Source organism: Kineococcus rubinsiae (assembly GCF_011839805.1).
Taxonomy (GTDB): domain Bacteria; phylum Actinomycetota; class Actinomycetes; order Actinomycetales; family Kineococcaceae; genus Kineococcus; species Kineococcus rubinsiae.
Genome location: NZ_VWPY01000005.1, coordinates 79191 through 93913, shown reverse-complemented (window position 1 = coordinate 93913; position 14723 = coordinate 79191). Strand labels below are relative to the sequence as shown.

Sequence of the window (14723 nt, the reverse complement as noted above, 5' to 3'; positions counted from 1 at the left end):
CGCAGTACGGTCGAACCTCAGTGCTGCTCGAACGCAGCGGCCATGTGCACCTGCTCCTCGAGTACGTCGTTGATGCGAGTCTGCACGACGTCCAGACGGCTGATGATCTCACTGGTGGCACCGATGCCGCTGGCAACGGATTGGCTGCTGGCCTGGATGCCGGCGATCTGCTCGGCGACCTGCTGGGTGGCACTGGCGGTCTCGCGGGCCAGGTCTTTGACTTCGCTGGCTACCACGGCGAAGCCGCGCCCGAGCTCACCGGCGCGGGCGGCTTCGATGGTGGCGTTCAACGCGAGCAAGTTCGTCTGATCCGCGATCTTGGAGATGATCTGAATGACGTCACCGATGGCGCTGGAGGCCGCCCCCAGTTCGGCGACCTCCGAGGTCATCGCCGCTGAACGCTCCGCGGCTTGCTCGGCGACCCGTCCGGCGTCAAGGGTGGCTTCGCGCAGCTGAGCGACCGTTTCCAACAGCAGCTGCGCGTTGCGTGCGTCGGCGGTGGTGCGGCGCACTACCGATAGGCGCTGAGAGACCAGCTGAGCCACATTGCGCAGGGCCGCGGCCCGCGAGGTGGACAGCTCGATGCTCTCGGTGGTGAAGAAGTCCATCGTACCTACTACCCGATCGCCGTCCAGGACAGGGAAGCACACTCCCGAGCGGACCCCGGCGCGCTGCGCGGCCGGGGCCCGCACGCAATCGGTGACCTCCGCCAGGTCGCGCACGAAGACCAGGTCCCGGGCCCGCCAGGCACGCCCCGATAGGCCCACTCCTTCGGCAAAGGACGCTGCCAGCGTCACCTTGCGAAATTCCTCGCCGGCCGAGCCGGACTCCAGGTCGAAGCGCAGCACGTTCTGCGCTTCATCCAACCTCCAGAACGAACCGTAGGCCCAGCCAAAGGCGGTGCGCACCGTCTCCAGTGCGGTGCGCACCGCGCCCGCCTCGTCGTGGGCCTGACTGACCTCGGCGACAACGGTGGTGACCGCTTCGCGGTCGTTGAGCGTCTCGTTCAAGGCTGCCGCCACCAAAGCCTGGCGACGCGCAAGCGTCGCGATGCGCCCGATCGCCTGCCACTTCTCGTCGCCGAAGCGGGGGAGGCGGTGATCGCTGTAGAACTCCATTACCCCGACGACGTCGCCCTCATCCATCATCGGCACGGCCGCTCCAGCCACCATCCCGGCGCGCTGGGCGGCCTGCCACCGCATGCAGTGGCCCCCGACACCGCTCTGCTCGGGCGAGGCGTCGACGAGTATCGGGCGCTGGCTGGTTGCCGCCTGCCCCACCAGCCCTTGGTCGGGCTCAAGCGTCCCCGTGCCGGCGATCGCCGCATCCACCACCTCAGCCAGGCGACCGGTCTGGTAAGCCAGGATCAGTCGGCCGGTTGCATCTGGCACCCATCGGGCGCCGTACGCCAGGCCCAGCGCGGCCACCATGGCGTCGGTGAGCTTGACCCTGGCGTCCTGCGCGTCCGTGACACCCCCGTCGAAGGCGACGAGGACCCGCTCGAGCGCCTCCACATCCCGCGGCGTGCGCACATCCGCGGATCGAGTCGGCGCGGGGTCGCGGCGGAACAAGGACATGGTGGCTCTCCTGACAGCAGGTGCGATGACGTGAACGTTCATCGGCAGAAGATCACTTGACTTGAGCCAGCTGCGGGGATGTTGACTGGGGAGAGCCTGCCGAACTGCTCGGGGTGCATCGCGCCGTGAGCGCGGCCTTCCCCAGGCTCAGACTGCGATGCACCCAATACTGTTTGCCAGCGCTAGGCAGCAACTCAGCGTGAAGAAGTCCACCGAGCGGCGCGTCACGGAATTGGCTGGCTTTCTGCGCGGGTGGTCGAAGTCCGAAGCGGTGCAGGTGTCCGGCACCCGCAGGCCGTCTTGGCGCAGTCGCGACGACGAGCGTCCTCCCGCTCGTGGGTTATCGCCGATCAGCCAGCGGCTTCGGTCGGCTCCGAGCTGTGGGCTGTCCGGGGCATTCGACGTGGGTGTGCGCCATTGCAGCATCTTCAGGGTCGGAAGGCAGTGAATCGCTTCCGCGGTAGCTCAGGTGATCCGTCTACGCCTGCGAGTGTTCGTCGTGCGACCGCAACGAGCCGGTCACGGTGGTCAGCAGTCCGGCCAGTGGCTGAGGGCGGTGGTAGTGGAACCCCTGCCCCAGGCGGGCGCCTAGGCGCACCAGGGCGTCGGCCTGGTCGGCGGTCTCGATGCCCTCAGCGACCAGGTGCAGGTCGAAGGCCCGGCTGAGGGTGACGACCGCGCCGACCAGGCGCGCACGGGAGGGCGAGGTGGTCACCGTGGCGACGAAAGCGTGGTCGAGCTTGAGGTGGCTGGCGGGGAGGGTATCCAGGCGGGACAGGGAGGAGTACCCGGTGCCGAAATCGTCGATGGCCACCCCCACGCCGAGCCGGCGCAGGCGCCGCAGTGCCCGCAGCGCTGGCGCGGAATCGGCGTCGATGAGGCTCTCGGTGACTTCGAGGACCAGCTGCGCGGCCGGCCACCCGCTCGCCTGCAGCGTCTCGGCAAGCAGGTCGGGGTAGTGCTCGCAGGTCAGCTCGGCGCCGGAGACGTTGACGGTCAGGAACAGCCGACGTCCTGCGGCGTCCTGCACGGCGTGAGCGTCGCGACAGGCACGGGCCAAGACGAACGCGCCCAAGTCGCCGATGACGCCTTCCGTCTCGGCCAGGGCGACGAAGGCCTCGGGCTCCTGCGGGCCGAGGACGGGGTGCGTCCAACGGAGCAGAGCTTCGAGCCCGACGACCTCTCCAGCGACCATGTCCATGATCGGCTGGTAGTGGACCTGCAACTGCGCCAGCTCCGCGCCCGGGAGTGCTGGCGCAGCGGTAGGGGTACCGGCTGGGGAACCGCTCCTGCTCTTGACAGGCCCACCAGCGGCGTCGAGCAACGCCTTCGCCTCCAGCAGGGCGCTGCTGAGCTCGGCGGCCAACTGCTCGTGCTCGTCGTGGATGAGCAGGCACCGACCGCGGCCGGCGGCCTTGGCTTGGTACAGGACGACGTCGATGCGGCGTAGCAGCTCGGTGGGCGATTCCCGCGGACGGGCTTGGGCGAGCGCGCAGGACAGACCGATGCCCAGGGTGCTGATGGCGACGTGGCGCAGCGAGTCCACCAGGTCGAAGGCGCCTGGGCCGTCGTAACCGGGCAGGATGAGGGCGAACTCGTCGCCGCCGAGACGGGCAGCGTGCACCGAGGGGGGCAGCTGCCTGCTCCAGCTGTCGGCCAGGCGCTGCAGCAGTTGATCGCCCGCACTGTGCCCGGCGGTGTCGTTGACGTCCTTGAAGTGGTCGAGGTCGATCATGGCGACCGACACGGCACCACCGGTGCGCGCGACCTCGAGCAGGGTGGTGTCCAGGGTGTCGTCGAAGGCCCGCCGGTTGGCCAGACCCGTCAGCGGATCCTGGTGGGCGTTGGCGGCGCGTCGCACCAGGTTGGCGATGATCACCATGGGGGCCAGCAACACGATGCCGTGCACCAGCACGTCGGGCCAGGGCACGTCAGCGCGCACGAGCAGGGCGGCGCTGCAGCTGGCCACGGCCACCGTCACGTAGGTGATCGCCTGACGCAGGGGGTAGAAGACCAGGGCATCGGTGATCACGAACGCGAAGCCGCCGGCCAGGGCGAGAGCCGCCAGGGGCCGCGGGACGGCCAGCACGGTGAGGGTGCAGAAGACCGTGGCGACGACGAAGAGCGCGTGACGGCCCCAGGGCGGCATGCGTGTGCCCAACAACCTGGTCAGTGCGGCGAAGGCGAGGGCGAGCACTCCCATGCTCAACAGTGCCGCCGAGCGGAGGGGGGTGCCGCGCTCGGCGTAGCCGACGGCGACGTCCACCACGCCGCCCGCGACCCAGAACAGCGTCTTGGCGGCGGCGATGACGCTGGAGCCACCTACTTGCGGCAGTCCACCTCGCACACCCACCCACCCCCACCCTTCGGCCACGCCACGCGCCGCCTGCGGCGTGCTCCCCAGCTTGACAACGTAGATGACCCGTACAGGGCACCGCTGCCATTGTCAGAGGCTCTGCTGTCGCCGCTCGTGACTGATGCGCGCGAGATCACCGCCGACTGTGCTCACCTGATCAGGTCATCCGAGGTAGGACGCGAGCCCCTGTATGGGACCCACCGAGTGGTGTCGCTCGAGGTCGCTTGTCCGTCGGCTCAGTAATGGCGCTTGCACAGAGGAGCTACCGAGTGATCCGCAGCGAGTGAGCCCTGCGGGCAGCCGGGCGTGCTGCCTCACTGGGTGTGGACCGACCCGGGACCCTCACTGCGCCTGCACTGGCTCAACAGGTCAGCGCTGGACACGCCGCAAGGTGGGGTGAGCGGTACGGCATCCCGAGAGCCTCCCATCCGCCGGCTATGCGGTGGCACGGGGCGTCAATCCGGCGGGCCGCGGTCGCCCGCGGCACTGCAACCGTTCGGCGGCGCGGTTGATGGGCCATTGACCGTTGACGAGGACGCGCGCCAGCGCCAGCCTCCGTGCAGGAGAGTCGCGGCGGCACGCCAATGTCTCCGAGTGGTTGCGGTGATGGCTTTGAGCAGTTCCACACTGTCCTTGGGGCTTCACTTGACGTCAGTGACGCGGCGGTTTGGGCGTGTCATCCACGTCCATGGCCAGTACTCCCTAACGCAGACGGAAGCCCGCGACCAGAAGATTCAAGTCGCTAGCAGCTCGGGCGATGTCCTTGGCGGTGCTCGCGGTGTGGATGGCAGCGGCAGTGGTTTGGTCTGCGGTCGCGGCGATGCCGCCAATGGTCGAGGCGATCTCTCGGCTGCCCTCTGAGACCTCCACGACGTTGCGGACCATCTCCGAGGTCGTGGCGGACTGCTCTTCCACTGCCGCCGCGATGGTGGACTGCAAGTCATCGATGCGGGCGATGACAGCGGTGATCTCTGAGATGGCGTCTGCGGCCTCCGACGCGTCGCTCTGAGTGGCAGCGATGCGGGTCGTGATCGACTCCGTCGCGCTGGCGGTCTGCTGAGCAAGTTGCTTCACCTCGCCGGCGACGACTGCGAAACCCTTGCCCATCTCCCCTGCGCGCGCGGCTTCGATCGTGGCGTTGAGGGCAAGGAGGTTGGTCTGCTCAGCGATGGAAGTGATGAGCTTGACCACGTCACCGATTTCTCGGCTGGAGGTCGACAGACGCTCGAGGGTATGGCTGGCGGACTCGGCGGCGGTGACAGCAGCCGCCGCGGTGGTGGACGCCTCGGACGTGGAGACGGCGATCTCGCGGATAGCGGAGCTCATCTGCTCTCCAGCGGCAGCGACGGTGGTGATGCTTGCGGCGATCTCCTCGGTGGCCGCGGATACCACCTGCGATTGGGTGGAGGCTTCTTCGGCTCCCGAGGCAAGCTGCGCGGCCACCGTGGTGAGTCCTTCGCTGGACGTGGCGAGGGCGGTCGCAGATCCACTCATACCCGTGATCGTGACGGTGAGGGAGTTCATGGTCTGGTCGAGCGCGGCGGCGAGCTGACCGACTTCGTCGCCGGCCTCGTAGTCGACGCGTTGGTCCAAGCGCCCGGTAGCGAGCCCCCGGACGACGGCAAGGGTGCGGCTGAGGGGACCGGCGATGGAGCGAGCGACGGTGGTGGCGATGACAGCCGCGATGAGGAAGGCCAAGGCTCCCATGACGAGCATCATCACCACTGCCCTCCGGTAGTCGGAGGAACCATCAGCCGCCGTCGCGGCGGCGGCGTCGTGCTCGTCAGCGCTCATGCTGTTCAGCAGTACCAGCATCTGCTCGGCGATCGGCGTCGTCTTCGCGGTGCGGGTAGCGACGAAGCCAGCGAGGTCATTGGCTTCAACCAGGGTGACGAGCTGTTGGCGCACCGTTCGGTATTGCGCATTGAGATCGGTCACATCGGCGCGATCTTCCGGCGACGAATGGGGCAACGACTTGCTGTACGCATCCCAGGCGGCGTCGTAGGCGTCGTCGTCCTTGCCCATGGCTGACAGGGCGGCTTGCCTAGCTGCAGGGTCAGAACTGAGGCCTGCGTTGGCCAGATCCAACCTCATGCTGAGGAAAGCGTACTTCACGTCGTTGATGGACTGCACGGATGCGATTCCGCGACTAGACAGAGCGGCGAGATCGGCTTGTGAGGCGCTGAGGCGGTTGAGGCTCAGTCCGACCACCGCGGCGAGCAACAGACACAGGACGCCGAAACCGGCGAACAGCTTGGTCGCCACGGTGAGGTCGCGCAGGATCTTCATCTCTCGTCTCCTAGGTGCTTTCGGCCGTCGCAGCACTGACGCCGGTATCGAAGGACGGGATGGACCCCGCTGAGCTGCTCAGTGCTTCGTCGGCAGCGCCTGAGCCGACTTGAACACTCATCGGATCCTTTTCATCAGCGCGTCTGTCACCGCAACGGACGAAGCAGGGTGCGGCCAGTGCCTCACTAGGCTTGACTGACGTAGAACGTGCATCTAGAAGGTGCTCGTTAAAGCAGCTGCCGGTCATGCCCAACGCACAGCCGTCGGCGGCAACGGCTGCTCCGGGTGCACTGGCCGCGTCAGCGCCGCGCGCGGATGACGCCCAGGCGCACAACAGCGTCGCCGGACGCAGCGCCGCGAGGGTCCATGAGGTCGACGGCTCCCCCTTGCGCTTAGTTGCGCGGCGGCCTCACCCCGTAGCGAGTCGCCCACGGCGCTCAACTGTTCGGCCGAGGCAGGTCTGTCACCGACTTCACTCTAGGAAGGGATCGTCTACGTCGCCGGGCAGGTTGGGGTGGCCCCGAGTCGACTTCATCCCGGCCGACCACGACGGCGACAGGGCCGCCCTTCGCGCCTGGGGCGAGCGCGCTGGTGGCTTGGAGGCCCGTCTCAAGGGGGTGTCGTCGGTGTTAGTTCCCTGATGCATCCGGCGGGCAGGTTCGCCAGTGCGTCGACCAAGTCGTCGAGGCGGACTGCGCGTTGAGCTCACATCGTGATGACACGACGATCCCAGCAGGTCGTTGACGCAGAACTGCTCGTCCTCCGTCGGACGATCCTGCTCACCCCCACGTCGGTACGACTTTTCGCCTACTCCGTTGCTGCGTCGTTGACACCAGCCTTGACCGATCCACTGGCGCGCAGTAGGGAGAAGTCGGAGGACGCCGGGCCGCTGCCCGAGGCATCGTCGGGGGCGTTGGCCGTGGCGGTAGGCCACGACATCGGCGCACTCGTGAGTCACGACGCCCGAGCGACCGTCGTGGTGCTGTGGCTGGTGAAGAGCGCACTGGTGTGAATCGTGGCGCTCGTCGTCCGCGCGTGTTACAGGCGGGCGGCGAGGCTGTACGTCGTGGCGAGGCCGGTCGGGGTGCTGGAGACGGGTGCGGGGGTGGAGCGGGTAGACGGGCTACTCGCCGCTCTGGTGGGGGTGCCGGTCGGCTGGCTCCTCCTGGTCGTGAGCACGCTGGTCCTCGCAGAGGACGCGCTCTTCGTCGGTTTCGTCGTGCCGGGCGAGAGCGCCGCGCTCGTCGGTGGTGCCGCCGCGAGCCTGGGGCAAGCGCCCCTGCCGCTCGTGCTGGCGGTCGTGGCGACCGCTGCAGTGCTCGCTGACTCGGTGGGGTACCTGATGGGGCTCCCGCTTCGGCACCCGGCTCCTGGAGTTGCCCGTGCTGCGCAAGCGCGCGCCGCGGATGTGGCGCGAGCCCGGGCGCTCGTAGATGCTCGCGGGGGCGCCGCGGTGTTCCTGAGGCGGTTCACCGCCTTCCTGCGCGCGGTTACCTCGGCACTGGCCGGGGCGGTGGGCATGCCGTACCGGCGGTTCGCGGTGTGGAACGTGCTCGGTGGCCTCACCTGGTCCACCTGGCCTGGGCTGGCCTGGGCTGGCCTGGGCTGGCCTGGGCTGGCCTGGGCTGGCCTGGGCTGGCCTGGGCTGGCCTGGGCTGGCCTGGGCTGGCCTGGGCTGGCCTGGGCTGGCCTGGGCTGGCCTGGGCTGGGCTGGGTCAGTGGCCGTGCAGGGCCCCGGTGGGGACGGCCTGAGGAGACTCATAGTCGGGGGTAATGAAGCCGGCGAGGCGCGCCGACCCATCACTGGGGTTGTGGACGACCCGGCCCTGACTGATCCTCCATTTGACCGTCTCGCCGGGTGAGTAGACGCGAAAGCGACACAAAAACAGCACTCCCGACCGCAAGCACTCCTGCATGCCACTCGCTACCGAGTGGCGGTCATCGGGATGGATGAGGTCCTGCAGGTGGCTGTCGAGAAGGTCACTACCGGCCGTCGTGCCTGCTCCGATCAACTGAGCGGCTACGTCGTCGAAAATCACGATGCCGGTAGCTGGGTCGAGCTCCCACACACCGGTCGTGGTGGTGGCTTCGACACCGCGCCCCAGCCCCAACGTGTCCGCCGCGGATCGGAACGTGGTTGGCCCGGCGGTGAAGGATAGGTTTTGGACATCACTGTTGCGCAGACCCGCGTCCGACGACATGCCTAGATCGGGGGCGCGTGCAGCCTCCTTGAGGCGAAGAGAATCAAGGTCATCCAGGAGCCCCAGCGCATGCAGTCGTGCCAGGAGCGGCGACGGAACGAGGCCGCTCACGTCGACGTCCCGCCAGGACGGCAGAGTAGGCACACCCGACATCGCAGCTGAGGTGGCAGTCGACGACTGGATCGATCGCGCCAAGTGCAGCAGGTGGGCGAGGGCCTCGAAAGTAAGGCCGTCGACCTGGCAGACCAGGTGGTCCCGGTGTCCGTGATCGTCGTCACCTGCGATGGCATCGATGAGGGTGATGAGTTCGCCATTGTGCCCCGGTGGCGGCTGGTCGCCCCACAACCGCTGCAGCAGCATCGAGATGCGCTCTGCCCGCAGACGTAGGCGATGTTCCTCATCCCACGACGTCATCTTCGTGCTCCTTCGTCGCTGCTGTAAGTCGATGATGCACCTTCGCTGGCGGATACGGAAAGCCAGCTTCGTTGACGGAGCTGGAGAGAGCCGGTGGCGGTCAACCCTGGTGCCTGGAGCAGCGTTGCGCCGCGGAGACCTGCGCCGCGACAACGTGGTGCGCAACAGCGGTGGGCGGTTGGACGTCGTGGGCTGGACTCCCTTGTGGAGCGCGCTGGGCCGGCTGAAGACCAGTCGGGTGATGTGCCGCAGTCGTGGACTGCGACCTGGTCTCTAGCACGGCTGTGTGACGCACTGGATGGAGCATGACTTCGACCAGTACGGCCTGGGTGGTGATCGATCGCGCAAGGGCTGACCGACAACCAGCCGGCGAGGACGTCGCTGGGCCAGCGCGCCCCAGCCAGACGCGGTCGACGCCGCCGAGGAGCAGCGAGTGCCGTCGGCGAAGGGGATGCGTGCGCGTTCCCCAGCCCGCTCGCGCCGAACGCTTGCACGCCCACCTGGTGGCGGCGATCCGCGGCACCACCGTCTCCGAAGCTGAAGTCCGCGCCCACGTCACCGCCGCCTTCACCGCCAGCCTGACCGCGCTGCAGACGCAGATCAAGGCACCGGAGGAGCAGACCGAGACCCAGCTGCTCGCCCACCCTAACGCCGTCGTGTTCACGTCCCTACCCAAGGCCGGCATCGTCCGGGCTGCCCGACTCCTCGTTCAGATCGGTGACTGCCGCAGCTACTACCCCCCGAGTCGTTGACCAGCCTCGCCGGGGCGACACCCTCGACCCGACAGTCCGGCAAGGTCCGCATCGTCAGCTTCGCTGGGCCGTCGACAAGAACTTCGCGGGGCGGTCACCGACTTCGCCGGGGACTCCCACCACGCCAACGTCTGGGCCGCGGACGTTCACCGCGAAGCCCGCGCCCGCGGCTGCGACCACCCCTACGCCACCCGCATCCTGGCCCGCGCCTGGCTGCACGTGATCTGGCGCTGCTGGCAAGACGGCGTCGCCTACAACCCCGCCCAGCACCGGGCCCTGCAGACCGTTCTCGCAGCGGCCGCTTGACCCAGGGCTAGTCAAGCCGCTGGTCGCGCACCGCACGCTCTTGCCACGCTGCAGTGCGAGTACTTCGAAGCACCGGTCAGGCTTCGGGACGTTGAGCTCAGGGAGTCATCGACGAGCCGCCAAGTCAATAGCCGCCCTCGACCTGCGGATGCCGGTTCCCGGCACGGCGTCTGCTGCCTCAGGTGGTCACTCACATCCTGCCGCCCGGCGTCCGGGCCGCCGATGGCGTCGCTGGGCGGTCGGTGCGGTGGTGCGGGTGCGCTTGTATCGGCTGGCAGCTCTGCTCGACAGCGAGGCCGCAGTGCACCCATGATCAGTCGGTCTGCACACCACCGTCGTCAGGAGGACCGTCATGACCACTGCCAGCAAGACGCACTGGGTCCCTGACAGTGTTCTGGAGCTGGCCAAGCGCGCCGTCAGTGACGACCTGCTTAGTAGCGCAGAAGCGATGGCCGCCGCGCTAGTCGAGTCCGGCTGGGTGCGCCGGACGGGCAGCGGGTCGTGGTCTTGCACCGCTGACGCCTCCTGGACGGTGGAGTCCAGCGACCACGCACCCAACCTGTCGATCTCCAGCACGGGTGAGGACGATCACTTGTTCCACCTGGCCGCCGCCTTGCGCGCCCTCATCGAATCCGGGCAGGTCGAAGTGCTGCAGCCCGGCCAGCCGGACCCGGACTGGAACACCTGGTCTGGCGGGCAGGTGGTCCTCACGCTGTACACGGCGGCCGAGCGCAGGCTAGGCAAGCACCAGGTCCGGGCACTGATGCAGCTGGCCATCGAGCGGGCCGACACGCCCTCTGACGGTCTGCGCCCGGATCCGCAACGGGCACGTCATCTAGCCCAGGAAGGCTCGCCGATCACCCGCTGGTACCTGGCCAGTGACGACCACCTACCCCAGGACGTGGTGGGTCTACTCGCCGCGGACGAAGACTCAGCCGTTGTGGCCGCCCTTGGTGCGAATGAGGGACAGAGGCGCATCGCACGAGGCCATCACTGACCTGCAGGCGCTGTGCTTGCGCTTGGTCGTGCCGCTGGTCGCGCTCCATGGACCCGCCAGTCAACGCCGTCAGAACCACGCCACCCACCGCTGAAGGTCACAGCCAAGACCGCGCCGCCATCGGTGTCTCCCGCGCCACGCTCGAGCGTCGCTGACAGAGCCCGACCCGTCAGCGGGCATCCTCGACGTCCTAGTCGGCGGTATGACCATGCGGTTGCCTCACCGGGCCCTGACCTTGGTCAGCGCATGTGCTCATCGCCGTCGAGGAGACTTCACCGCTCGCGTTCGCCTTCGCAGGGGCAGACTGGCTACAGGAATCATCGGCTGCGGAAGGTGCGGCGTCGTGGATTGGCTGGAGCATCTCGTGTTCGCAGGCTTAGCCGCGTTCATGGTGGTCGTGACCCTTTTGTCGTTGTGGCGCGACGTGCAGAGCGCTGACGCCAATAGGGGGACCGATGAAGGCAGCCAACAAAACAGTCACCCTCGCCCGCAGACGCGCGAAGTCGCGGACCAGGCGGAGAGCATGTGCTCGCTTGTGCTGACGGGGCACGGGGTGGACGTGGCGCGCATTCCCGACCAGCGCAAGGTGAAGCCTTGGTCGTGAACCGCCTAATCGACTTGATTGTCGCATCAGAAGTGTCGATCCGCTGGCGGCGGAAGCTTAAAATAGCTCGCGGGGCAAGGGCTGCTGGACGCCGGAAGGCATTCATCTAGATCTTGCGGTTTACCTCTGAAGCGCCCGCCGAGGTGCGCTGTCCGCTACGCGCGTGACGTCGCCGGGGTCGTGGGGCAGTTCGATGTCCAGCACCGCCACCAGGCCACCGTGGGCGGCGATGAGCAGAGCGGCGATCGTCTCGTAGCCCCCGCGAGGGCGCTTCGGCGCCGCGTATCAGGCGCAGTACGCAGTGAGCCCCGCCACCACCCTACGCAGCTGAAAGCCCAATGAGCGCGGCGGGGAGCGGCGGCGCCCGCTTGCGCAGCACCGAGGACGGTTCACGTACCAGGTCCTTGTCCTCAGGTCGGCGCTCTCTGAGTCCACTTGTGCCCCGCGTACCGCTCAAGGTGCGTACATACTGTGACGACTGCAACACCGCGGCTGCGGTCAGCTCCTTACGCCTCAGCCGCGCACCGGTTGGACCCACAGCCCGCAGCGACCGCCGGCGATCGCTGACGGTCCAGCGCTCACGCGCTGGTCGGATCCTCCTCCAGGTGCCGACCAGGTGTGGTGGACGAAGGGACGCTCATGATCAGTGAGTCGCGTGTGGCTCAGGCTCCGGTCCCGCTGGATGCCCTGTCGGCTCTGCGCCACTTCGGGGGCTTCGTGCTGGGCGCAAAGCCGTTCGCCGCGCTCTTGCACGACATCTGCCTGCTCGCCGTCGCGAGCATCCCGGACGTCGATGAGGTGTCCATCGTGCTCATCGAAGATGACCGGACCCGAACCGCCGTCTTCAGCGGCTCCCTGGCGGCCACCCTCGACGAGCGCCAGTACGACGCCAGCTTCGGCCCCGGCCTGGACGCAGCCACCACCGGCAGCGTCATCCGCATCGACGACACCGCCGCCGCGACCCGCTATCGCGACTTCGCCGCTGTGGCCCGACGCCAAGGCGTCACCAGTGTCCTGGCTTCTGGACTGTCCCTACCGGCGCATGTCCACGGCGGACTGACCGTCTACCGCTTGCGCGGCGCGCAGTCCTTCAGTTCCCAGACCGAGGCCGCTGCCGTCATGTTCGGTACCTACGCCGCCGCCACCTTGGCCAACGCAGCCCTCCTGGCCAGACGAGACCGGGAGGCCATCAACTTGCACGCGGCCATGTCGAGTCGTGCGGTCATCGACCAGGCCAAAGGCATCGTCATGGGCTACGCCGGCTGTGACGCCGACGAAGCGTTCCTGATGCTCACCAAGCGCTCCCAGCGCACCAACCGCAAGCTGCGCGACATCGCCGCAGAGATGGTCGCTGCCGCCGTGCGCGGTGATCATCCACGCCTGCCCTGAGCATGCATGCTTTAGGGCTGCATCGGCGACGGTTGCAGCGGCTATGGTGGCGTGGGGCTCGCGGCAGCTCATGGAAGGCCGACGGGACGCCCGACACCTACGATTTCGGGGGTAAGCGGACGACCTCGCGGCGCGGTCCGAAGCCGTGGCTGGCCCTACCCCAGCGACGAGAACTGATCACCGGCGTCGGCGGCGCTCAGCTGCGGACGAGTGCGCTGCGTCGGCAAGGACCCCAAGATTATGCGCAGACGGCCCGCGGACGGCGCCAAGGTTCAACAAGCGGCGACTGCGGTCTGCGATGCCGCAGGGCACCCCCGCTCCAGGGGCGACGACTCGGGGGCCTCGGAGATTCAGAGGCTCAGCGGAATGAGGCACCACACGGCTTTACCTTCGGGGACCTTGCGCACGCCCCACTCCCGGGACAGCTCCTCAAGCAGGAGCAGCCCGCGGCCGCCGCCGGCCTCGGGCGGTGCCGCCCGACGGCGGGGCTGCTCCGGGCTGGCGTCAGAGACGGCCAACCGCAGGAACTGCGCGTCGATCTCGACGCACAGGCGGACAGGGCCAGCGGCGTGAACGACGGCGTTGGTGACCAGTTCGCTGCCCAACAGCAACGCCACCTGGCACGCCGCTTCACCGACGCCCCACTCGTGGCAGCACCCGCGAAGGACGGCCCGGGCTCGGCGGCCTGCGCTGAGGTCGTCGACCAGCTGCAGGTTCAGGTGGTGAGCCGGAGATCCGTCCATCGCACCGGAGGTTGGCATGCGAGCCCCTCCGCCGTCGTTGCCGGGCCGGACGGCCCGAGGTGTCTCACTGAACGCCATGTCGGCGACGTGCGCATGTCCAACGCGTTCGGACGCCCGCCGGTGGCATGCCTGTGGTCTGCCGACCACTGCCGTCCTGTCATCCCCTGGCGCCCGACCCGGTGTCTGCTTAGGATCAGACCCGGTGTGGGTCCAACCAGCGCCCGCCAGTGACCGTCGCACGGTTGGCTGAGCTTTTAGTGCCTTCTGACCGTCAGCTGCCGGGCCTGTCGCGGAGGATGCTGTGCAACCACCAGTCGTCGGCACCGTGCCCATCCCGACGGACGAGGCACCCGTTCTGACTTGCCCGGTAGAGGTCATCGGGTCGTCGACCCTGATCCACCTGCGGGGCGAGCTGGACGTAGAAAGCGTCGCTGTGCTGTTCTCCGCGGTCGAGGACCAGCTGCGTCAGGGACGAGCGGATCTGCAGCTGGACCTGGGTGGGCTGACGTTCTGTGATCTGTCGGGAATCTCCGCGCTACAACTCGTGCACCAGCGGATGCAAGCCGTCGGGCGACGTCCGCAACTGCTGCGTCCGTCCGCTTTGCTGCGGCGGGTCGCGGGCGTCTGCGGTGCCCGGGCGCTGTTCACCGAGGAGCCCTAAAGGCGACGGGTCAGCGAGAGACGAGGTCGTCCGGACCTCCACGGCGCCGCCGGCCGAGATTCACCGTCACCACCGCACTTAGGCCGCCGGGAGGGGCGGGGAGTAGGGTAGCCCTGCGCCAGGCGGCAGCCCCGACGCAGCGCGTGCGCCGTGCTCTCGGCGCAGGTGTTGCCCTCCACGACGGTTTCCAGTTCTAGATCCCGCGCTCCTGTCAGCGGCGCAGCTGACGGCCGGCTTGCTGGAAGACCACGAGGTCGAGGTCGATGACGAGGTCGGAGTCCTCGGCCACCGGGGAAGAAGGCCGCCGGGTGCAGCAGGCCGCGGGAGGGGTGCTGCCAGCGCGCCAACGCTTCGAACCCCGTAGAGCTGACCGTTGCCCACGTCGACGATGACTCGTAGTACACGACGATCTTGCCAACCGCGAGGCCCCGTTG

The 14723-nt window shown here is 68.2% G+C and carries 12 protein-coding genes; 7 read left to right on the top strand and 5 right to left on the bottom strand.

What is annotated here, in order from left to right; all coding sequences use genetic code 11:
• Positions 1 to 17: 17 nt before the first annotated feature.
• The 3 genes from F1544_RS04975 to F1544_RS04965 all read right to left on the bottom strand — a co-directional run bounded on the left by F1544_RS04975 (position 18) and on the right by F1544_RS04965 (position 6222).
• On the bottom strand, positions 18 to 1577 hold the full coding sequence (locus F1544_RS04975) for a GAF domain-containing protein (protein WP_167582785.1): 1560 nt from the start codon (positions 1575 to 1577) through the stop codon (positions 18 to 20).
• 478 nt (positions 1578 to 2055) lie between these two features.
• On the bottom strand, positions 2056 to 3930 hold the full coding sequence (locus F1544_RS04970; RefSeq protein ID WP_167582782.1) for a putative bifunctional diguanylate cyclase/phosphodiesterase: 1875 nt from the start codon (positions 3928 to 3930) through the stop codon (positions 2056 to 2058).
• Between the two features lie 705 nt (positions 3931 to 4635).
• Positions 4636 to 6222, bottom strand: a complete 1587-nt coding sequence (locus F1544_RS04965; RefSeq protein ID WP_167582779.1) for a methyl-accepting chemotaxis protein — start codon at positions 6220 to 6222, stop codon at positions 4636 to 4638.
• A 712-nt stretch (positions 6223 to 6934) separates the two neighbouring features.
• Between F1544_RS04965 and F1544_RS04960 the strand changes: the two genes are divergently transcribed.
• Complete coding sequence (locus F1544_RS04960; RefSeq protein WP_167582776.1) at positions 6935 to 7234, top strand: hypothetical protein; 300 nt, start codon at positions 6935 to 6937, stop codon at positions 7232 to 7234.
• 3 nt (positions 7235 to 7237) lie between these two features.
• Complete coding sequence (locus F1544_RS26820; RefSeq protein ID WP_208971318.1) at positions 7238 to 7996, top strand: DedA family protein; 759 nt, start codon at positions 7238 to 7240, stop codon at positions 7994 to 7996.
• Here F1544_RS26820 and F1544_RS04950 read toward each other — a convergent pair.
• Positions 7938 to 8837: a PAS domain-containing protein gene (locus F1544_RS04950; protein WP_167582773.1), complete on the bottom strand. Its 900-nt coding sequence runs from the start codon at positions 8835 to 8837 to the stop codon at positions 7938 to 7940. The genes F1544_RS26820 and F1544_RS04950 overlap by 59 nt on opposite strands.
• 455 nt (positions 8838 to 9292) lie before the next feature.
• Here F1544_RS04950 and F1544_RS04945 point away from each other — a divergent pair, with 455 nt between their 5' ends.
• The 4 genes from F1544_RS04945 to F1544_RS25735 all read left to right on the top strand — a co-directional run bounded on the left by F1544_RS04945 (position 9293) and on the right by F1544_RS25735 (position 12885).
• Positions 9293 to 9589, top strand: coding sequence for a hypothetical protein (locus tag F1544_RS04945; RefSeq protein ID WP_167582769.1), 297 nt, complete (start codon positions 9293 to 9295; stop codon positions 9587 to 9589).
• A gap of 658 nt (positions 9590 to 10247) precedes the next feature.
• A complete protein-coding gene (locus tag F1544_RS04940) occupies positions 10248 to 10892 on the top strand; it encodes a hypothetical protein (RefSeq protein ID WP_167582766.1) in 645 nt (214 codons plus the stop codon).
• A 343-nt stretch (positions 10893 to 11235) separates the two neighbouring features.
• Positions 11236 to 11496 carry a hypothetical protein gene (locus F1544_RS04935; protein ID WP_167582763.1) on the top strand — a complete coding sequence of 87 codons (261 nt, stop codon included), beginning with the start codon at positions 11236 to 11238 and terminating at the stop codon, positions 11494 to 11496.
• Positions 11497 to 12117: 621 nt separating this feature from the next.
• A complete protein-coding gene (locus F1544_RS25735; protein WP_167582760.1) occupies positions 12118 to 12885 on the top strand; it encodes an ANTAR domain-containing protein in 768 nt (255 codons plus the stop codon).
• Positions 12886 to 13235: 350 nt separating this feature from the next.
• Here the strand turns inward: F1544_RS25735 and F1544_RS04925 are convergent, their stop codons facing one another.
• The gene (locus F1544_RS04925) at positions 13236 to 13646 is read right to left on the bottom strand and encodes an ATP-binding protein (RefSeq protein ID WP_167582757.1); all 411 of its coding nucleotides are present in this window, start codon (positions 13644 to 13646) and stop codon (positions 13236 to 13238) included.
• A gap of 283 nt (positions 13647 to 13929) precedes the next feature.
• Between F1544_RS04925 and F1544_RS04920 the strand changes: the two genes are divergently transcribed.
• On the top strand, positions 13930 to 14289 hold the full coding sequence (locus tag F1544_RS04920; protein WP_167582754.1) for an STAS domain-containing protein: 360 nt from the start codon (positions 13930 to 13932) through the stop codon (positions 14287 to 14289).
• Positions 14290 to 14723: the final 434 nt, after the last annotated feature.

Coding starts and splice junctions, on each gene's coding strand:
- F1544_RS04975 (WP_167582785.1), bottom strand. CDS start 1,577: ATGTCCTTGTTCCGCCGCGACCCCGCGCCGACTCGATCCGCGGATGTG.
- F1544_RS04965 (WP_167582779.1), bottom strand. CDS start 6,222: ATGAAGATCCTGCGCGACCTCACCGTGGCGACCAAGCTGTTCGCCGGT.
- F1544_RS04950 (WP_167582773.1), bottom strand. CDS start 8,837: ATGACGTCGTGGGATGAGGAACATCGCCTACGTCTGCGGGCAGAGCGC.
- F1544_RS04940 (WP_167582766.1), top strand. CDS start 10,248: ATGACCACTGCCAGCAAGACGCACTGGGTCCCTGACAGTGTTCTGGAG.
- F1544_RS04925 (WP_167582757.1), bottom strand. CDS start 13,646: ATGCCAACCTCCGGTGCGATGGACGGATCTCCGGCTCACCACCTGAAC.